The following is a 17,246-nucleotide window of genomic DNA, read 5'->3' on the forward strand; positions in this document are numbered from 1 at the left end:
GGCACGGGGCGGGGCACGCCGGCACCGGGCGGCCCAGCCCCACCCTGGAGGACATCGCCGCGGCGGCGGGCGTGTCCCGGTCGACCGCCTCACGGGCCGTCAACGGCGGTGACCGGGTGAGCCCGCGGGCGCAGGCGGCCGTGGACGCCGCCGTCGTCGAGCTCGGCTACACGCCCAACCGCGCGGCCCGGAGCCTGGTCACCCGGCGCACGTCCTCGATCGCCCTGGTCATCCCGGAGCCGGACGTCCGGATCATGGCGGACCCGTTCTTCGCCGTGATCATCACGGGCATCACCGACGCCTCCGGGAGACGGACGTGCAGCTGGTCCTGCTCATGTCCCGCACCGGGGACGACTCCGGGCGGGTGCTGCGCTATCTGCGCGGCGGGCACGTGGACGGCGCCGTCGTGGTCTCCCACCACCGGGACGATCCGTGGACGACGTCCCTGCCGGGGGCCGGTCTGCCCACCGTGTTCATCGGCCGCCCCTGGGAGGGCCGGCCCGGGGTCCCCTACGTGGACACCGACAACCACCAGGGCGGTCGGCTCGCCGCCCTGCACCTCGCCGCCGGCGGCCGCACGCGGGTGGGCACGGTCGCCGGCCCGGCGGACATGACCGCGGCCGCCGACCGGCTCGCCGGGTGGCGCGACGGGCTGCGCGAGGCCGGCCTGGCCGAGGGGCCGGTGGTGCACGCGGACTTCACGACGGCCGGCGGCCGGCAGGCCGCGCTGCGGCTCCTCGAGGAGGCCCCGGAGCTCGACGGCGTCTTCGCGGCCTCGGACCTCATGGCCCTGGGGGTTCTCGAGGCCGCGCGCCGGCGCGGCCGCTCGGTGCCCGAGGACGTCGCGGTGGTCGGCTACGACAACCACGCCCTCGCCGCCACCGCCGTTCCCCCGCTGACCACGGTCACCCAGCCGATGTCGGCCATGGCCGGCGCGGCGTGCCGGATCCTGCTCGAGGAGATCGACTCCCCGGGGGCCCGCCGTGCGCCGATCGTCTACCCGGCGGAGCTGGTGGTGCGGGAGAGCAGCGGGGCGCGGCGGCTCTCCGCGCGCTGAGCGCCCACCGGTGGCACCGGGTCCTCCCGCCCGCACGGCCCGCGGTCGGGACGCCGGCGGTCAGGCCGCGGTCCGCGGCCGGTGACCCCCTCCGGCGCCGGCCGGGCCGCCGCGGTCAGGCCGCCGTGTCGAGGGCGGCGCGGAGCCCGGACAGGTGCGGCGCGTGCTCGGCCAGCTCCTGGAGGTAGCCCAGCTCGGCGAGGTCGTGCAGGGCGGTGTCGAGCTGCCCCGGAGTGAGCTGGGCGTCGCGGGCCACGGCGTCGAGCGAGGGGGCCGCCTCGGCCGTGACGTGCTCGGTCAGGGCGTCCAGGACGACCACGGCGTCGACGCTCACGTGCTCGTCGTGGATGGCTTCGGCGAGCAGCCGCTCCGCGGCGTAGAGACTGGCGGCGAACATGTGGGGAAGTGGGGTCTGCATCGTGGACATCACAGTTGCAACACTAATCCGCTTCCATGAAAATCCCCTGAATCCGGGCGACGGGCCGATCCCCCCGGCGGAATGCCACGCACGGCGCGGACGTTCGCTCCACCGTGGGGCCCTGGACGTGCCGGCGGCCCCGCCCACGACCGCGTCGACGGCTCGAGACCGCAGAGCTCGAGACCGCACGGATCCGGATCGCACCGATACCCAGTACAGATCCGCAGCCCACAGACAGAGACATCGAAGGAGATGCCCATGCAGGAGTTCGCCCCGCTCTGGTCACCCGTCCGGATCGGCGCCACGGAGGTGGCGCACCGCGTCGCCCTGGCCCCGATGACCCGCATCAGCGCCACCGAGGACGGCCGGGCCACCGACCGGATGGTCTCCTACTACGAGACCTTCGCCCGCGGCGGCTTCGGGCTGCTGATCACCGAGGGGATCTACCCCGACACCGCCTACAGCCAGGGCTATCTGCACCAGCCGGGCATCGCCACCGTGGAGCAGGCGAAGTCCTGGGTCCCCGTCGTCGACGCCGTGCACGCGGCCGGGGCGCGGATCTTCGCCCAGCTCATGCACGCCGGCGCCCAGACCCAGGGCAACCGGTACGTCGACGCCACGGTCGGACCCTCCGCGGTGGCGCCCAAGGGCGAGCAGCTCGGCTTCTACCGCGGCGAGGGCCCGTTCCCCGTGCCCCAGCAGATCACCCCGGAGCAGATGGACAAGGTCCGGGACGGCTTCGTCACGGCCGCCCTGCACGCCCAGGACGCGGGCTTCGACGGTGTGGAGATCCACGGCGCCAACGGGTACCTGCTGGACCAGTTCCTCACCGACTACCTGAACCGGCGCACCGACAAGTACGGCGGCTCGCCCGAGAACCGGGTGCGCTTCGCCGTGGAGATCTGCCGCGCCGTGCGCGAGGCCGTGGGGCCGGAGATGACCGTGGGGATCCGCATCTCCCAGGCCAAGGTCAGCGACGCCGAGCACCGGTGGAGCGGTGGCGCCGAGGAGGCCCGCGTGATCTTCACGGCCCTGGGCGCCGCGGGCATCGACTTCGTCCACACCACCGAGTACCGAGCCACCGCCCCGGCCTTCGGAGGGGACGGCGAGTCGCTGGCCGCGCTCGCCAAGGAGCACGCCGGGGTCACCGTGATCGCCAACGGCCACCTCGACGACCCGGACGCCGCGGCCGCGCTGCTGGGCACGGGCGCGGCCGACGTCGTCGCCCTGGGCAAGGGCGCCCTGGCCAACCGGAACTGGCCCCACCTGGTGCGGGAGGGCCGGGAGCCGGCGCCGTTCGACGGCGCCGTGCTCGGCCCGCTCGCCGACATCAAGGACGAGGAGCTGTCCCTGCGCGGCTGACCGCGGACGCCGGGGACGGCACCGGGCCGGGCGCGCCGTGCGCCCGGCCCGGCGGCGTCCCCGGGACGCTGCCCGGAGCGGCAGCGGTCGCTGCCCAGCGCGGGAATCAGCGGCCGTGCCGCCGGTTCCGGGCGAGCGCGGCCGTGGCCAGCGCCCCTCCGGCCAGCAGGGAGGCGGCCCGGGGGTGGGTCTGCAGCCAGGTGTAGGCGCTGACGCCGCGGGCCCGGGCACCGAGATCCCCCTCGGCGCGGTTGTCCTCCTCCCGGGGGGCGTACAGGGTGCCGGGGGCGCCGCCCGGGGCGGGCGTCGAGGTGCTCTCCAGCGGCACGGCCCGGGACAGCGCCGCGTCCATCAGCCGCGGCGCGAGGGCCTGGACGGCGGACATGATCCGCCCGGCCCCACCGGCGTAGAGGTCCCGGACCGGGTGCTCGGCGGCGTAGAGCACGCAGTCGGCCACCACGGAGGGCTGATAGATGGGCGGCGGGCCGGTGGGCTCCACGTCCAGGGTGTGGGCCGCGCTGGTGAAGAACGGGGTGTTGATGGTGGCCGGCTTGATGCTGGTGACCGAGATCGGCGCCCCCTCGGCCATCAGGTCCCGCCGGAGCGCGTCGGTCATGCCCTCCACCGCGTGCTTGGAGGCGGCGTAGGCGCTGTGCCGGGGCAGGGCGACCCGGCTCTCCACGGAGGAGACGGTGATCAGGGCGCCGCCGCCGGCCTCGCGCAGGCGCGGCAGCGCGGTGAGGGCGCCGTGCACCTGGCCGAGGTAGTTGATCTCCATGAGGCGGCGGAACTCCTCGGGCAGGGTCTGCTCGAAGGGGGCGTGCACGAGCACGGCCGCCACGTTGACCCACGTGTCGATCCGCCCGTAGGCGGACACCGCCGCCTCGGCGACGGCCTGGACCTGGTCGGGGTCGACGACGTCGCACACCACGTAGGCGGCCCGGCCGCCGCGGTCGGTGATCTCCTTGACGAGGGACTGCAGGCCGGGCTCGCTGCGGGCCGCCACGACGAGCGCCGCCCCCTTCTCGGCCAGGCGCAGGGCGGACGCGCGGCCGATGCCGCTGGAGGCGCCCAGGACGACGACGACCTGGTCCGCGATGGGCTTGAGCTGCATGATCGGTGCTCCTGTCGGTGGGTGTGGACCCACCGTAGAGAGTCGCCGCGCGCGACAGCAAGTGTGCTGATCAATTGCGTCCCGGGGACGTCTGCCGGTCCGCGGTGCGCCGGGCGCTGCGGCGGGCGTGGGCCGCGCGGGCGGCGGCCAGCAGGGCCAGCAGGGCGACGACGAGCAGGACCGCCCACGGCTCCCGCAGCCAGGCCCAGACCACGGCCATCCCGACCGTCCCGTAGACGGTGCCCCAGATGAGCGTGCCCACCAGCATCGCGGGGATCCAGCGGCGCAGGGGCATGCCGGTGACGGCGGTGGTGAGGATGACGGCGGTCTGCAGTCCCACGGTGAGGAAGCAGGCGGGCACGGCCAGCACGCCCCAGCGGTGCACGAGCCGCTGGGCCCGCCGGTAGAGGGCGGTGTCCATCAGCCGGCGGACACGGTCGGAGCGCCGGCTGCCGCCGGTGGCCGCGGCGCGGCCCAGGGCGAAGACGGCCGTGGTGCGCACGATGCCCACGGCCCAGAAGAACAGGATCGCGGCACCGAGGGGGAGGGACTCCATCCAGGCCTGCACCGGTCCAGTCTAGGGAGCGGAGCTGACAACACCCGACGACAGGATGTCAGCACGGACCGCCTCCGCCTGGGATACCCTCGCCTCAGATCCGGCCCTTCCGGGACGGTCACCGGCACAGGAGGACGCACGAGCATGAGCGTGGAGATCGACGACCAGGGCACCGTGCACCCTCGCGCGCCCCGTGGACTACGCCACCGCCTACGGCTGGGCCGTGGACTCGCCCGAGACGATCACCGACCTGGTCCACGACACCAAGGCGTTCGTGACCGTGATCGCCGCCGCCGAGCACGCGGGCCCGGAGGAGCAGGCCGCCGCGGTGCGGAAGGCGTTCGCGGCCGGGGTGCCGCGCGCGCCGGGCGCCTCCTGGGCCGCCGCGGCGGCCCAGGAGACGGCGCCGCAGGAGACGGCGTCACAGGAGACCGTGCCTTCCGAGCCGGCGGCCTCGGATCCGGACGCCGGATCGCCGGAGCCCGCGACCTCGGACACTGCGCCGCAGGAGCCGGCAGCCGACGCGGCTGCGCCGCAGGAGCCAGCAGCCGGTCGGCGCGGCTAGTCCTCGCAGGCCACGCCCGGCTCCCCGCCCCGGTCCAGGGCCGGGCGGTAGCCGGGCTCGTCCGCGCGCAGCGGTGCGGCGCCGGCCTCGCGCACGGCGTCGCAGTTCGGGTAGTACACCTCCACCGGGGCCGACGGCGCGGGGGAGGACGCACCGGCCCGGGCCGCGGAGGCGCCGTCGGGCAGGTCCTGCTCGGGGCACCCGGCCAGGACCTGGGCCATGGCGGCCTTCTCCTCGGCCGTGACGAAGAGCTCGTAGCGGGTCTTCACCGCGATCTGGAGGGCCACGTACGGGCAGTGGAACGCCTCGTCCGGCGGCAGCCATGCGGCGGCGTCCGAGGCGGACTTCTCCCCGTTGGTGGGCCCGTCCACGGCCAGCAGGTTCAGCGGGTCGTTGGCCAGTGCCTGCCGCTCGTCCGCGGGGAGCCGGTCCGCCCCGGTGACCCATGCGTTCTTGAGCGCCACCACGTGGTCGATCTGCACGTCGGCGGAGGTCAGCGGTCCGCGGCGGAAGTCGATCGTCGCCCCCGTGTAGGGGTCCTCCAGCGTCCCCGAGAGGACGGTGCACCCGTCGTCGCCGAGCACCGTGCCGGTCAGGTCCCGGGCCAGGACGTCGTTGCGGGCGTCGCAGCCGTTGCCGTCGGGATCGGCCCAGTCGCCGAACTGCGCGAGCCGGTCGTAGTCGTCGCCGCTGCCGGCCTCCTCGACGGGCAGCGCCTCGAGGGCCTGCCCGGCCGGGGAGGCGCTCGCGGTGGTCCGGGCCGGGGCGGTGCACCCGCTCAGCAGGGCGAGGGCGAGCGGGACGGCCACCGCCCAGCGGGCCGGGTGCCGGCCGGCCCGGCGGGCGGAGGGGTCGTGCGCGTGCTGCATGGATCTCCTGGGAGCGGGGCGCGCCCGCATCGGACGCGGGTGGAGGTCCATTGTCCCTCGTCAGCACGCCGACGGCACAGCCCGGAGGGGCCGCCCGGGCCGTGCCGGGCTGCTCCTCCGGGCCGTTCGACCGGCGGTCGGCCGCTCAGCTCCGCTCGTCCACGGCCGCGACCGCCAGATCCGGGTGGTCGGAGAAGAGACCGTCCATGCCGGCCCCGACGTTCACCGCGCCCGATCCGTGGAACGGACCCGCGGGGCCCCGCCGCTCACAGCTGCGGGACGCACTGTCCGGCGCCGAGCTCGGCCAGGCCGGCCCGGTCCCCGGCGGCGAGCGTCGTGACCTCACCCGCCGGGTGCATCACCTGGGCGGGGTCGTCCACGTGGGCGAGCCCGACCACGTGCGCCAGTTCGTGCACGATGGTCGCGCGGACGTGATGAGCGCCGCCGGGCGCCTCCAGGATCGGCGCCAGGCCCGGGGCGTCGAGGGTGACCTGGCCGGTGACGTAGACCAGCGGCTTCCCGGGTGCGCCCCGGGGCGTGCTGCCGCCGAGGCCCACGACGTCGCCGGCCAGCTCCGGGACCTCGTCCGGGTCCGACCAGGTGATCAGCACCGGCGCCCACCGCGAGCCGTACCGGTCGGGCTGATAGGGCTCCCGCCGTGTGTCGGGGTCCTCCGTCGTCGTGCCGTCGTAGATGAACTGCAGGCCCGTGGCCGCGGAGATCTCGGCCACGGCCTCCTCCACGAGCTGCTGCCCTCCGGGCGGGGCGCCGTCCGGGCGCAGGACCCAGTGCACCGGCCGGCAGGGGTCGTAGGCGACCATCTCCTGCTCCGGGTCGGGCGAGTCCATGAAGCGGTAGCCGCCCGCCTCCTCGACGACCGGCGGGTCGCCCAGCGGGGTCCGGGAGGCCTCCACCCCCGGCGGCGGCGCCGCGGCGTCCGGCAGGTGCGGAAGGAGGACGGGCAGGGCGTAGCGGTCGACGAGGCCGGGGGCGAAGCAGAGCACGGTCAGCAGCACGACCCCCACCGCCGGGCTCGTCCGCCGCACCCGGCTCCGTCGCCGGGGAACCCGGTGCGGTGTGGTGCCACCGTGCTCGCGCATCGTCCCCGTCTCCAGTGCTCGATCGACCCTGTCCCCTTGACCGTACTGAAGTGTACGAAAGCAAAGGGAAATGGCGGTCTTTCCCGTCCGAACATGACGGGCCGCCTGCCTACACTGGCCGGGCCGGATCCCCGACGAAGGAGCACCGCAGTGGAGCAGAGCCCGCACCAGAACGTCACCTTCCCCTCGGCCGGGGAACAGGCCCACGGCTACCTGGCCCTGCCGGAGACCGGCCGCGGTCCCGGCGTCATCGTGGTCCAGGAGTGGTGGGGGCTGACGGACCACATCCGCGACGTGGCCGACCGGCTCGCGGCGGAGGGCTTCGTCGCGCTGGCCCCGGACCTCTACGGCGGGTCCATCACCCACGACGCCGAGGAGGCCGCCGCGATGATGGCCCGGCTGCCCGAGGAGGAGGGCGCCCGCCTGCTCGGCGGGGCGGTGGACCACCTCCTGGGCCAGGAGGCCGTCACGAGCGCCACCCTGGGCGCCGTCGGCTTCTGCATGGGCGGCGGGTTCGTCCTGGCGCTCGCCGCGGACCAGGGCGAGCGGATCGGCGCCGCAGTGCCGTTCTACGGCGTCGGCCAGGGGCTGCCGGACGCCTACCAGGGGCTGCGCGCGGCCGTGCAGGGCCACTACGGCCGGCAGGACCGGTCGTACCCGCCCGAGAAGGCCGAGGCCCTGGAGGAGCAGATCCGCCGGGAGTCCGGGGCCCCGGTCGTGCAGTTCCACTTCTACGACGCCCCGCACGCCTTCCACAACGACGAGAACCGGCACAACCACCGGCCCGAGGACGCCAGGACGGCCTGGGCGCGCGCGGTCGCGTTCCTGCGCGAGCACGTGCGGTAGGGCCTCCGCCGGGACGAGGGCGGGGCCGTCCGGGGCGTTCAGGTCCGGGGCGTTCAGGTCCGTGGCCGCCGGCTCACCACTCCGCGAAGGAGCCGTCGGCGTGGCGCCAGACCGGGTTGCGCCAGCGGTGGCCCTCGCGGGCCCGCTCCAGGACGTAGTCCTCGTTGACCTCGATGCCCAGCCCGGGCCCGCCGGGGATCCGGACCATGCCGTCCTCGTAGTCGAAGACCGACGGGTCGGCCAGGTAGTCCAGCAGGTCGTTGCTCTCGTTGTAGTGGATGCCCAGGCTCTGCTCCTGGATGAAGGCGTTGTAGCAGCCGGCGTCGATCTGCAGGCACGCCGCGAGGGCGATGGGGCCCAGGGGGCAGTGCAGGGCCAGGGCGACGTCGTAGGCCTCGGCCATGTGCGCGATCTTGCGGGCCTCGGTGATGCCGCCGCAGTGGGAGGGGTCGGGCTGGATGATGTCCACGGCGCCGGAGGCCAGGACGTCCTTGAAGTCCCAGCGGGAGAACAGCCGCTCGCCCAGGGCGATGGGCGTGGACGTGCTGCGCAGGGGATCGAGGAAGCCGTCGACGTTCTCGCTGAGGACGGGCTCCTCGATGAACATCAGCCGGTAGGGCTCGAGCTCGCGCAGCAGGACCTTGGCCATGGGCTTGTGCACGCGGCCGTGGAAGTCCACCCCGATGCCGACGTCCGGGCCCACCGCCTCGCGGACCGTCCGCACGCTCTCCAGGCACAGGTCGACCTTGTCCCAGCTGTCGACGTACTGCAGCTCCGCGGTGCCGTTCATCTTCACCGCACTGAAGCCTCGCTCGACGGCGGCGCGGGCCGCGGCGGCGGTCTCGGTGGGGCGGTCCCCGCCGATCCACGAGTACACGCGGATCCGGTCGCGGACCCTCCCGCCGAGCAGCTCGTGCACCGGCACCCCGAGGGCCTTGCCCTTGATGTCCCACAGGGCCTGGTCGATGCCGGCCAGGGCGCTCATCAGGATGGGTCCGCCGCGGTAGAACCCGCCGCGGTACAGCACGGTCCACAGGTCCTCGATGTTGCGGGGGTCCTGGCCGACCAGGTGGTCCGAGAGCTCCTCGACGGCGGCGGCCACGGTCGCCGCCCGGCCCTCGACGACCGGTTCGCCCCAGCCCACGACGCCCTCGTCGGTCTCGATCTTCAGGAACAGCCACCGCGGGGGCACGGTGTAGGTGGTCACGCCGGTGATCCTCATGGAGTCTCCTCGCTCACTTCTCGGGGTGGTCGCTCGCGGAGCGCCAGGCCCGGACCAGGGCCTCGGCGCGGGCGGACAGGTCGGGGCCGGACACGCCGGGCCGGTAGAGGGACGAGCCGATGCCGGCCCCGCCGGCCCCGGCGGCCACCCAGTCCCGGAGGTTCTCGGCGCCGACCCCGCCCACGGGCAGGAACTCGACGTCCGCCGGCAGCACGGCCCGCCAGGCCGTCATCCCGGCGATCCCGACCGCGTCGGAGGGGAACAGCTTGAGGCTCCGAGCGCCGGCCCGGAGCGCGGCGAAGGCCTCGGTGGGCGTGGCCACGCCGGGGTAGCTGCGCATGCCGAGGCGGACCGTCTCGGCGATGACCTCCGGGTCCATGGCCGGGGAGACGATGAGCCCGGCCCCCGCGGCACGGGCGGCCCGGACCTCCTCGACCGTCAGGACGGTGCCCGCGCCCACGGCGCAGTCCTGCGGGAGGTTCTCGCGCAGCACTCGGACCGAGGTCAGGGGGTCGGGGGAGTTCAGCGGGACCTCGAGGGCGCGGAAGCCCGCCGCGTACAGCCGGTCCCCGACCTCGGGGGCCTCCTGCGGGGTGAGGCCCCGCAGGATGGCGACGAGGCCGGTGGGGATGTGCGTCATGCCGTTCCTTCCGTCGGGGCATCGAGAAGGCCGGCGGCGAGCGCGATGCTCCGCAGGCCGTGGGTGACGACGTCGCCGCCGACCACCGGGGCGTCGACGCCGAGCTGGTGCAGGGCGCGCTGGTAGCGCCGGCACAGCTCCGGCTCCCCGCACAGCAGCACCTCGGCCGGCCCTGCGCCGGGGGAGCCGCCGGAGGCCGGCCGGTCGCGCGCCCAGGAGGCCACCTCGGCGCCGATCATCAGCCCGGAGATGTAGTCGTCCACCTGCTCGGCGGCCAGGCGCCCGGTCAGCGGCAGGGTCCGTGCGGAGAAGAGGGTGGCCAGGATCCCGCCGTCGGCGTCCGCGCTCAGCGACGTCCGGACCCCGCGGTCGAAGGCCTCCAGGTCGGGCGCGTCGGGCCGGCGGGCGAGCCGGCCCAGGATGCTGTGCCGGGTGACCAGGCCGTAGACCTCACCGGTCATCACGGTGCGGAAGTCGAGGACGCGGCGTCCCTCCACGTGCACCCACTTGGTGTGGGTGCCGGGCAGGACCACGACCGTCCCGCGGCGCCCGCCGGTGTGCGCGTCGCCGTGGGCGGTCTCGAGCAGGCCCAGGACCTGGGTCTCCTCCCCGCGCATCACCTGGGGCAGCTCGCCGTCCGCCAGCAGGCCCGGCACCACGTGCACGGGCCCGCGGCGGGTGGGGATCGCCGTCAGCGCCCCGGCCAGGGCCTCGAGATCCTGGGGCAGGCGCTGATACGGTACGTCCGCCCAGCCCTGGGTGCTGCCGACCATGCCGGAGGCCAGCACGGGGAGCGCCGGGTGCGCCTCCAGCCACCGCCCGCACATCCGCTCGAACTCCTCCTCGAACGCCGCGCGGCGGTCCTGCGCGGTGGTCAGCCCGTCGGTGACGGCCAGGACGCCCCGGCCCGCCGGGGCGGTGTCGAGGACGGTGCCGCCGGTGTCGAGCAGGTAGGCCCGCGCCGAGGTCGTTCCCCAGTCCAGCGCGACCAGCCGGGAGGAGGCCGGGCCGGGGGCCGACGGGTCAGGACCGGAGGGGGCGGGTGAGAGCTGAGGCACATCTGGAGTGTGCTTTACCTGTCTCACTATGTCGAACAGCGTCGTAGATAATGGGACATGACGACTCCGTCCCGGACCGGAAGACGGCCGGTTCCCCTCCTAGACTTCCCTGCATGACCTCCGAGAGCAGCCCGCCCCGGCCACCCGTCCCGCAGGGACCCTCACCCTCGCGCGCGGACTGGACATCCTGCACGCCGTCGCGGAGGGCGCCCACGACCTGAAGGGCGTCGTGGACGCCACGGGCATCGGCCGCAGCACGGCGCACCGGCTGATCCAGTTGCTGGAGCTGCGAGGCTTCGTCCGGACGGTCCACGGCACGTCCTACACGCTGGGGCCGCAGCTCATCGACTACGGCTTCCGCGCCCTGCACCAGCAACCCCTGCCGGTGCTCGCCCGCCCGGTCCTGGAGCGGCTGGCGGCCACGGTGCAGGACACCGTGCACCTGGCCGTGGAGGACGCCGGGCAGGTGCTCTACCTCGACAAGATCCCCGGCTCGCGCGGAGCCGAGATGCGCTCGCGGATCGGGCACCGGATGCCGCTGACCCGCACGGGCATCGGTAAGTCCCTGCTCCTGGACGAGCCGCACCGTTGGGCGGAGCAGTACACCGCGGAGCACCCGGGGGCGCACTCCCCGCAGGAGCTCGCCGCGTTCCGCCGGACCATGGAGGACGGTGCCGGCCGGGACAGCACGATGGACCTGGAGGAGAACGAGCCCGGGATCCGCTGTGTCGCGGCCCCCGTCCGCGACGCCCGCGGCGCGGTCGTGGCGGCGATCAGCGTCTCGGCCACGCAGCCGTACATGCCCGCCGAGCGCATGCAGGCGCTGGTGCCGGTCGTGCGGCAGGCGGCGCAGGCCATCGGGCGCGAGCTCGGCCGGAGCGCGTGACCCGCCCGAGGGGAACCCGAGCCGCGGCCGCGGGTGGGCGTGGTCCCGGCCGCCCCGGCCGCCCGGCCGCCCCGGCCGCCCGGCGGCACCGCCGGGGCGGGTCGGTCGCCGAGGCGTCGGGCGCGGTCCGTAGGGTGGAGGAATGAACGCCGGGAAGACCCCGCAGCCCGCCGGCTCGCCCAAGGAGCAGCTGCTGGCGGCCGTGTGCCTGGGCGGGCTCCTGCCGCTGCTGTCGTGGGCGCTGGACAGCTACCTGGTGGCACTCGTCTGCTCGCTGGCCCTGAGCTTCGTGGTCTCCGGGCTGCTGCGGCAGCGCGCGCTCCTGCGCCGCGGCGCCGACCAGCACACCGACCCGGAGCCTCCCCCGACGTAGTGCAGGCGCGTCACCGCACGGCATCGTCCGGTGACGGCCCGCCGCAGGACAGAGGAGTCCGCATGACCGAGATCTGGCCCGTGGTGCACGCCGAGCGTCAGGCGCTCGCGCAGGACCTGGAGCACCTGCCGGCACCGCAGTGGGCCACCCCGTCCCTGTGCCCCGGCTGGGATGTGCACGACGTCCTGGCGCACCTCGTCGACGACGCCCGGACGACACGACGGGGCTTCCTGTGCCGTCTCGCCGCCACCGGTCTCGACTTCGACCGCTGCAACGCCCGGGGGATCGCCCGGGAACGCCGTGCCGATCCGCGCGCGACCCTAGCCGCCTTCCGCGCGGTCGGCGGCCGCACGACCAGCGCCCCGGCGCCGCCGGCCACCCGGCTGATCGAGGCGATCGTGCACGGAGAGGACATCCGGCGGCCCCTCGGCATCTCCCGCATCTATCCGGTCGGGCCCGTCACCGAGGCCCTGCGCCACCAGCTGCGGACCAGTGTGCGCTTCGGCGGCGGCAAGGAGCGCGCTCATGGGCTGCGCGTCGTGACCACCGACGCCGGACTCGAGTCCGGCACGGGCCCGGAAGTGCGCGGGACCGCCGCCGCCCTGCTGCTGGCGGTGTCCGGGCGCGCGGTCGGGCCGGAGGAGCTCGCCGGCCCGGGCGCCGCAGCCTCGTGCGCTGATCGCCGCATGCTCGTCCTGGCCGGCCCGGTCCGGCACCCGGTGGCCGAACGGGCCGGGCGTGCGGTCAGCTCCGGCGCAGCGGGCGCTCCAGGATGCCGGTGGAGATGGTGACCAGCACGGCGCCCACGACCAGCAGCGCGGCCCACCCGTACGACTGGGCGCCCAGCGCCAGCACCGCGCCGTTGGCGATGAACAGCGCCACGGCCACCACCGTCAGCCACTGCGCCACCTGGTCCTCCCGAACTTCTCGAACCCCCGCCACTGCGATCCCCTTCGTCGTGTCCTCCGCGGCTGCGACCGCAGCCCGGTTGCTCCCCAAGTTAGGTGCCGACCGGGTTATATGTCTTTGGACTTAAGTCCAGAGCTCCGGGTGCCCGCGGAAACATCGGGCCTGGTCAGCGGGGATACCCGAACATGACGAAAGATTGCTCGACGGCCTCGGTGACGCCTCGGTCCCGGCTCAGTCCGAGGCTGCACCGTCGTGGGCGCCCCGGCCGAAGGTCCCGCAGGTCACGGCGCGGTAGGAGGCGGCGACGACGTCCTCGAGCACGCCGAGGTCGATGCCGTCGAGGTCCTTGACGTAGAGGCACCCGACGCCCGTCGTGTGCGGGCCCAGCCGCGCCAGCTCGCCGGGGTAGGCGCTCACGCCGTCGAACAGGTAGATGGTGGTGGCCGCCCGGCGCGGGGCGAAGCTCGCCGCCGGGGCGTCGCCCTCGTGACCGCTGGCGTAGCGGTAGTGGTACTCGCCGAAGCCGATGATCGTGCCCCACATGGTGGGGGTCTCTCCGGTGGCGCGGGCGAACAGCGGGAGCAGCCGCTCGGCGTCGTTCCGGCGTTTCCTGGGCGTGACGCCCTCGAGGAACTCCTCGACCGGCTGGGGTGTCTTCTCCACGGGGTCTCCTCGGAAGCGAGCGTGCGGGGCCAGGTGCCCCGCCTCGGCGGCGTCGCCGGGTCGAGTGCCACGGTACGCCGCGGGGCGGACGGCGAAAGGGTCACGGACGGCGACAGGGGCGGCAGCCGTGGTCGCCACGTCTGCCGCCCCTGTTCCGCGGGTGCCGGGTTTCGCCTACGGTGCGGCGGGGGCCGCTCCGGGGTCGGTGCCGGTGGCGCCCTGCTGGGCCGCTCCCGGGTCGAGCTGGCCGGTTCCGGTGCCCGTCTGGCCGCCGTCCAGCGGCTGGCCGCCCGTGCCGGCGGCCGCGTCGCCGGACGTGGCCGAGCCGTCGCCGGTCACGGCCCCGCTGGTCGGGGCGGTCCCACCGGGCACCACCTCGCCCGCCGCGGGGTCGGTGGTCGGCGCCTCCGCAGGGGCGGCGCCCTCGGCCGGGGCGAGCTCGCCGGTGCCCGGTGCCTGCTCCTCGGCCGGGGCGGGGGTGCTGGCGCTGCGCACGGCCACGGACTCGGAGCCGGTCACGGTGCGCTGGATCGTGCCCGTGCCGCCGGAGAGCTCGGTGCCGGTCAGCGCCTGGACGCCGAAGACCGCGGCGACCGCCAGGCCGATGATCACCCCGGTGCTCACGAGCACCTGCTTCCACGGCAGCCGGAAGCGCGGCCCGGGGGCGTCGTCGGCCACGGCGCTGCTGCCGCGGGTCTCGGGGACCCGCAGTCCGTCGCGGGTGAGGATGCGCGTGGTCACCACGGTGCGGACCTTGGTCAGACCCCGGCGGCTCCGTTCGAGCGAGGTGGAGTAGACGACCACGGCGATGCCGGAGACGATGCTCGTCAGGGCGGCGCCGAGGACGGTGCCGACGACGCTGAGGTGACCGCCGATCACGGACATGGTCGCGGCGGTGGCGGCACCGGCGAGCAGTCCCGGGATGTTCAGGGCCGGGCTCTTCTTTTCCGGCTTCTCGTCCGTGGGCGCCTGCTCGTCGGCGGGTGCGGTACTGGTCTGGGGCTTTTCGAGGGTCATGCTGATGTCCTGGTCCGGTCGCGGGTTGGGGGGCCGGATCCCCGCGACGTCGCTCGGGTCGGCCGGATCCATTATCCCGGCTGACCTGGGAGAACACAGGATGAGTGGGCATCCTCACATCCTGCTGGCGAGCAGGGCGCAACGCTGCGTCACAGCGCCTGGTCAGGGCGGAGTCCGGCGGCGACCGTGGTGGCTGTCGGCGACCGGAGGCGCGGCCGGGCCCGTCGCGGCCGTGGGGTGCGTCATCTTCCGGTGTCGGGTAACGATCCGGGACGGGGCCGGAGGCCTGTCCCGGACGCGGTCCTACGCTGGACGGAGCGGTCCCCCCGGGTGCGGACCCGGGCCGGGGCGCGTGATCCGCGGGGCCCGGCACCGGCCCGCCCCGGCTTCGATTCCCGTGTCCGTGCGCACGGCCAGGAACTGCCGTCGCCGTGGCGCGCCGCAGGGATCGACATCGTCGCCCACGACGACAGTGTCCGAAGCACCGCCTCCAGGGCGGAGAGTCCGCGCCGACGGCGTGCTCCGCCGACCGGGAAGAGAAGACCCATGTCACCATCCACCCGATCCACCCGTCCCCCGTCCCTCGCCGCCGTGGCGGCGGTGCTGCTCCTCGGGGCCGGCGGCGCCGTCGGCGTTCCATCGGCGGCCACAGGGTCCGCGGCCGGACCGGCGACGGGAGCCGCGGCGGCCCCCGCGCCCTCCGTCCCGGAGGCCTGCGTTCCCGACGTCGACCGCGTCGTCAGCGCCGGTCCGTCCCCGCAGACGGCGGAGCCGCTGCCGCAGGAGCTCACCGCGAGGCTGGATGCCGCCGCGCGGCGATCCTTCGCGCAGGCCTCGGCCCCCGGTGCGGTCGTCGGAGTCTCCTCCCCGGAGGGAACCTGGACGCAGGCCTACGGAGTGGCCGACCCGGCCACCGGGGAGCCGATGGACGTCGACGTGCACACCCGCATCGGCTCCGCCACCAAGCCCTTCACCGCCACTCTGGTGCTGCAGCTGGCCGAGGAGGGCGAGCTGTCCCTGGACGACCCCATCGGGGACTACGTCGAGGGCATCCCCAACGGGGACCGGATCACGCTGCGCCAGCTCGCGGACATGACCAGCGGCATCGCCAGCTACTCCCGCAACGAGGAGTTCCAGAAGGTCCTCTTCGCGGCCCCGGAGACGGTCTTCACGCCCGAGGAGCTCGTCGCCTTCGGCGTGGCGGAGTCCCCGCTGTTCGCCCCGGGGGCGCAGTTCGACTACTCGAACACCAACTACGTCCTGCTGGGCCTGGTCGTCGAGCAGGTCACCGGACGCCCGGTCGGGGAGGTGCTGGAGGCCAACATCTTCGACCCGCTGGAGCTCGACGAAACCGTCTGGCCCGGTGCCTCCACCGAGCTGCCCGAGCCCTTCGCCCGGGGCTTCACCCTGCAGGGCGACACCGCGACCCCCGAGGCCCCGGCCGATGCCACCCACTGGAGCCCCACCTGGGCCTTCACCGCCGGGGGCCTGATCTCGGACGTGGACGACCTGCTGATCTACGGCCGGGCCCTGGGCACCGGACAGGGTCTGCTGGAGGCCGACAGCCAGCGGGAACGCCTGATGTCCTTCTCACCGCCGGAACGAGGCTACGGACTGGGCTTCGGGTGCATCGACGGCTGGGTCGGGCACACCGGGGAGCTGCCCGGGTACAACACCACCGTCTACTACGACACCACCACCGACACCACCGTGGTCGTGCTGGTCAACAGCGACATCGCCTCCGGGAACTGCCCCGAGTCCCCGGTGCTGGCCGACGACCCGAGGACGCTGCCGTGCTCCGGGCCCGCCACCCGCATCTTCGCCGAGCTCTCCACCGCGCTGGGCCACACCTTCACGCCCAACCCGCAGGAGTGACCACGGCGGGCTCCGGGCCGTGGGCCGGCACGGGGGCGACCCTAGGACGACGGCGCCGTCCCGGCCTCGACCAGGCGCTTGAGCCGCCGCAGGCTCTCCCGCAGCCCCTCGCGCATCGTGGTCATCCGGTCCGGGTCCCGGCCCAGGGTGCCGATGATGAACCAGCCGATCCGGCCGACCGGGCGGGCCACCTCGTAGGACTCCGTCACCCGGGTGCCGGTGCCCTCGGGCTCGAAGCGATAGCGCCACACGATGGTGCCGGCGAACTTCTCGGTGCGCGCGAAGGCGAACTCCCGGCCGGGCTCGGCGGCCATCACGATCGGGGTGTTGTGCCAGGAGAAGCGGGAGTCTTCCGGGGCCCGGTTGCGGGCCCGGAACCGGGCGCCGACGTGCGGGCCGCCGTCGTCGAGCCAGACGACCTCGTCGACCTCGGGACTGTACTCGGGGGTGCGGGTGACGTCGGCGACGACGTCGTAGACCGCCTGCGGCGGCGCCTCGATGTGCACGGACTCCTCGGCACGGCCCAGGGTCTGCATGGTGGTCCTCCGTGGTGCGGTGGCGGAGCGGATCAGGTGCCGGGACCTCGGTGCGGGTGGGACCCGCACCGAAGGGTGCCTCGACCATAGGCGCCCGTCGAGGGCGCGCCCAAGGGCGGAGGCCGGATCGTCTCGGGCCCGTGACTATGTGCGCCTTCGTGTCGCTGGAGCTCCCGGGAC

The 17,246-nt window shown here is 74.7% G+C and carries 21 protein-coding genes and 1 pseudogene; 9 read left to right on the forward strand and 13 right to left on the reverse strand.

Annotated elements, in window-relative coordinates; genetic code table 11:
- Window positions 1-71 precede the first annotated feature (71 nt).
- A pseudogene (locus BJF77_RS22500) lies at window positions 72-119 on the forward strand (hypothetical protein); the annotation flags it as partial.
- 47 nt (window positions 120-166) lie between these two features.
- On the opposite strand, the gene BJF77_RS22505 reads toward BJF77_RS22500, so the two are convergent.
- Complete coding sequence (locus BJF77_RS22505) at window positions 167-292, reverse strand: hypothetical protein (RefSeq protein ID WP_369821365.1); 126 nt, start codon at window positions 290-292, stop codon at window positions 167-169.
- Window positions 293-316: 24 nt separating this feature from the next.
- Here BJF77_RS22505 and BJF77_RS04635 point away from each other — a divergent pair, with 24 nt between their 5' ends.
- The gene (locus tag BJF77_RS04635; protein WP_369821360.1) at window positions 317-1,057 is read left to right on the forward strand and encodes a LacI family DNA-binding transcriptional regulator; all 741 of its coding nucleotides are present in this window, start codon (window positions 317-319) and stop codon (window positions 1,055-1,057) included.
- Between the two features lie 115 nt (window positions 1,058-1,172).
- On the opposite strand, the gene BJF77_RS04640 is transcribed toward BJF77_RS04635, so the two are convergent.
- Window positions 1,173-1,454: a hypothetical protein gene (locus BJF77_RS04640; protein ID WP_139318434.1), complete on the reverse strand. Its 282-nt coding sequence runs from the start codon at window positions 1,452-1,454 to the stop codon at window positions 1,173-1,175.
- A 279-nt stretch (window positions 1,455-1,733) separates the two neighbouring features.
- On the opposite strand from BJF77_RS04640, the gene BJF77_RS04645 reads away from it, so the two are divergent.
- Window positions 1,734-2,837, forward strand: a complete 1,104-nt coding sequence (locus BJF77_RS04645; protein ID WP_075871408.1) for an NADH:flavin oxidoreductase — start codon at window positions 1,734-1,736, stop codon at window positions 2,835-2,837.
- Window positions 2,838-2,943: 106 nt separating this feature from the next.
- Here the strand turns inward: BJF77_RS04645 and BJF77_RS04650 are convergent, their stop codons facing one another.
- Entirely contained in the window at window positions 2,944-3,951 is a 1,008-nt protein-coding gene (locus tag BJF77_RS04650; RefSeq protein ID WP_075871409.1) for an SDR family oxidoreductase, read from the reverse strand.
- A 70-nt stretch (window positions 3,952-4,021) separates the two neighbouring features.
- Window positions 4,022-4,519: a DedA family protein gene (locus BJF77_RS04655; RefSeq protein ID WP_047803781.1), complete on the reverse strand. Its 498-nt coding sequence runs from the start codon at window positions 4,517-4,519 to the stop codon at window positions 4,022-4,024.
- A gap of 181 nt (window positions 4,520-4,700) precedes the next feature.
- Between BJF77_RS04655 and BJF77_RS04660 the strand changes: the two genes are divergently transcribed.
- Window positions 4,701-5,072: a hypothetical protein gene (locus BJF77_RS04660; RefSeq protein ID WP_075871410.1), complete on the forward strand. Its 372-nt coding sequence runs from the start codon at window positions 4,701-4,703 to the stop codon at window positions 5,070-5,072.
- Here the strand turns inward: BJF77_RS04660 and BJF77_RS04665 are convergent.
- The gene (locus tag BJF77_RS04665; RefSeq protein WP_047803779.1) at window positions 5,069-5,941 is read right to left on the reverse strand and encodes a DUF1524 domain-containing protein; all 873 of its coding nucleotides are present in this window, start codon (window positions 5,939-5,941) and stop codon (window positions 5,069-5,071) included. The genes BJF77_RS04660 and BJF77_RS04665 overlap by 4 nt on opposite strands.
- A gap of 266 nt (window positions 5,942-6,207) precedes the next feature.
- Window positions 6,208-6,987 (reverse strand): peptidase, encoded by a 780-nt coding sequence (locus BJF77_RS04670; RefSeq protein WP_139318435.1) that lies wholly within the window; start codon window positions 6,985-6,987, stop codon window positions 6,208-6,210.
- Between the two features lie 147 nt (window positions 6,988-7,134).
- Between BJF77_RS04670 and BJF77_RS04675 the strand changes: the two genes are divergently transcribed.
- Window positions 7,135-7,887 (forward strand): dienelactone hydrolase family protein, encoded by a 753-nt coding sequence (locus BJF77_RS04675; RefSeq protein WP_083664963.1) that lies wholly within the window; start codon window positions 7,135-7,137, stop codon window positions 7,885-7,887.
- A gap of 73 nt (window positions 7,888-7,960) precedes the next feature.
- Here the strand turns inward: BJF77_RS04675 and dgoD are convergent, their stop codons facing one another.
- Genes dgoD through BJF77_RS04690 form a run of 3 tightly spaced genes read right to left on the reverse strand, consistent with a single transcriptional unit; the run spans window position 7,961 to window position 10,807 of the window.
- A complete protein-coding gene (gene dgoD / locus BJF77_RS04680) occupies window positions 7,961-9,109 on the reverse strand; it encodes a galactonate dehydratase (protein ID WP_047803776.1) in 1,149 nt (382 codons plus the stop codon).
- 13 nt (window positions 9,110-9,122) lie between these two features.
- A complete protein-coding gene (locus BJF77_RS04685) occupies window positions 9,123-9,749 on the reverse strand; it encodes a 2-dehydro-3-deoxy-6-phosphogalactonate aldolase (protein WP_075871413.1) in 627 nt (208 codons plus the stop codon).
- Window positions 9,746-10,807: a 2-dehydro-3-deoxygalactonokinase gene (locus BJF77_RS04690; protein ID WP_075871414.1), complete on the reverse strand. Its 1,062-nt coding sequence runs from the start codon at window positions 10,805-10,807 to the stop codon at window positions 9,746-9,748. Before BJF77_RS04690 ends, BJF77_RS04685 begins: the two co-directional genes overlap by 4 nt.
- Window positions 10,808-10,916: 109 nt before the next feature.
- Here BJF77_RS04690 and BJF77_RS04695 point away from each other — a divergent pair, with 109 nt between their 5' ends.
- From BJF77_RS04695 to BJF77_RS04705, 3 genes are all read left to right on the forward strand, one after another.
- On the forward strand, window positions 10,917-11,693 hold the full coding sequence (locus BJF77_RS04695) for an IclR family transcriptional regulator (protein WP_075871415.1): 777 nt from the start codon (window positions 10,917-10,919) through the stop codon (window positions 11,691-11,693).
- 142 nt (window positions 11,694-11,835) lie between these two features.
- Entirely contained in the window at window positions 11,836-12,066 is a 231-nt protein-coding gene (locus tag BJF77_RS04700; protein WP_075871416.1) for a hypothetical protein, read from the forward strand.
- Between the two features lie 62 nt (window positions 12,067-12,128).
- Window positions 12,129-12,857 (forward strand): maleylpyruvate isomerase family mycothiol-dependent enzyme, encoded by a 729-nt coding sequence (locus tag BJF77_RS04705; protein ID WP_083664965.1) that lies wholly within the window; start codon window positions 12,129-12,131, stop codon window positions 12,855-12,857.
- Here BJF77_RS04705 and BJF77_RS20455 read toward each other — a convergent pair.
- From BJF77_RS20455 to BJF77_RS04715, 3 genes are all read right to left on the reverse strand, one after another.
- The gene (locus BJF77_RS20455; RefSeq protein WP_158041183.1) at window positions 12,811-12,975 is read right to left on the reverse strand and encodes a hypothetical protein; all 165 of its coding nucleotides are present in this window, start codon (window positions 12,973-12,975) and stop codon (window positions 12,811-12,813) included. The genes BJF77_RS04705 and BJF77_RS20455 overlap by 47 nt on opposite strands.
- 231 nt (window positions 12,976-13,206) lie before the next feature.
- Entirely contained in the window at window positions 13,207-13,638 is a 432-nt protein-coding gene (locus BJF77_RS04710; protein ID WP_075871417.1) for a DUF1801 domain-containing protein, read from the reverse strand.
- 174 nt (window positions 13,639-13,812) lie between these two features.
- On the reverse strand, window positions 13,813-14,655 hold the full coding sequence (locus BJF77_RS04715) for a hypothetical protein (protein WP_139318436.1): 843 nt from the start codon (window positions 14,653-14,655) through the stop codon (window positions 13,813-13,815).
- A 546-nt stretch (window positions 14,656-15,201) separates the two neighbouring features.
- On the opposite strand from BJF77_RS04715, the gene BJF77_RS04720 reads away from it, so the two are divergent.
- Window positions 15,202-16,530, forward strand: coding sequence for a serine hydrolase (locus BJF77_RS04720; RefSeq protein WP_075871419.1), 1,329 nt, complete (start codon window positions 15,202-15,204; stop codon window positions 16,528-16,530).
- Between the two features lie 41 nt (window positions 16,531-16,571).
- On the opposite strand, the gene BJF77_RS04725 is transcribed toward BJF77_RS04720, so the two are convergent.
- Entirely contained in the window at window positions 16,572-17,066 is a 495-nt protein-coding gene (locus tag BJF77_RS04725; RefSeq protein ID WP_047803767.1) for an SRPBCC family protein, read from the reverse strand.
- Window positions 17,067-17,246 lie beyond the last annotated feature (180 nt).

This window comes from Kocuria sp. CNJ-770 (assembly GCF_001942375.1).
Classification (GTDB): domain Bacteria; phylum Actinomycetota; class Actinomycetes; order Actinomycetales; family Micrococcaceae; genus Kocuria; species Kocuria oceani.

Bases quoted from the DNA above. Each gene is read 5' to 3' on its own strand.
- BJF77_RS04700 (WP_075871416.1), top strand. From the start codon at position 11,836: ATGAACGCCGGGAAGACCCCGCAGCCCGCCGGCTCGCCCAAGGAGCAG.
- BJF77_RS04720 (WP_075871419.1), top strand. From the start codon at position 15,202: ATGTCACCATCCACCCGATCCACCCGTCCCCCGTCCCTCGCCGCCGTG.
- dgoD (WP_047803776.1), bottom strand. From the start codon at position 9,109: ATGAGGATCACCGGCGTGACCACCTACACCGTGCCCCCGCGGTGGCTG.
- BJF77_RS04650 (WP_075871409.1), bottom strand. From the start codon at position 3,951: ATGCAGCTCAAGCCCATCGCGGACCAGGTCGTCGTCGTCCTGGGCGCC.
- BJF77_RS04675 (WP_083664963.1), top strand. From the start codon at position 7,135: ATGACGGGCCGCCTGCCTACACTGGCCGGGCCGGATCCCCGACGAAGG.
- BJF77_RS04640 (WP_139318434.1), bottom strand. From the start codon at position 1,454: ATGTTCGCCGCCAGTCTCTACGCCGCGGAGCGGCTGCTCGCCGAAGCC.
- BJF77_RS04705 (WP_083664965.1), top strand. From the start codon at position 12,129: ATGACCGAGATCTGGCCCGTGGTGCACGCCGAGCGTCAGGCGCTCGCG.
- BJF77_RS22505 (WP_369821365.1), bottom strand. From the start codon at position 292: ATGCCCGTGATGATCACGGCGAAGAACGGGTCCGCCATGATCCGGACG.
- BJF77_RS04645 (WP_075871408.1), top strand. From the start codon at position 1,734: ATGCAGGAGTTCGCCCCGCTCTGGTCACCCGTCCGGATCGGCGCCACG.
- BJF77_RS04725 (WP_047803767.1), bottom strand. From the start codon at position 17,066: ATGCAGACCCTGGGCCGTGCCGAGGAGTCCGTGCACATCGAGGCGCCG.
- BJF77_RS04715 (WP_139318436.1), bottom strand. From the start codon at position 14,655: ATGACCCTCGAAAAGCCCCAGACCAGTACCGCACCCGCCGACGAGCAG.
- BJF77_RS04685 (WP_075871413.1), bottom strand. From the start codon at position 9,749: ATGACGCACATCCCCACCGGCCTCGTCGCCATCCTGCGGGGCCTCACC.
- BJF77_RS04665 (WP_047803779.1), bottom strand. From the start codon at position 5,941: ATGCAGCACGCGCACGACCCCTCCGCCCGCCGGGCCGGCCGGCACCCG.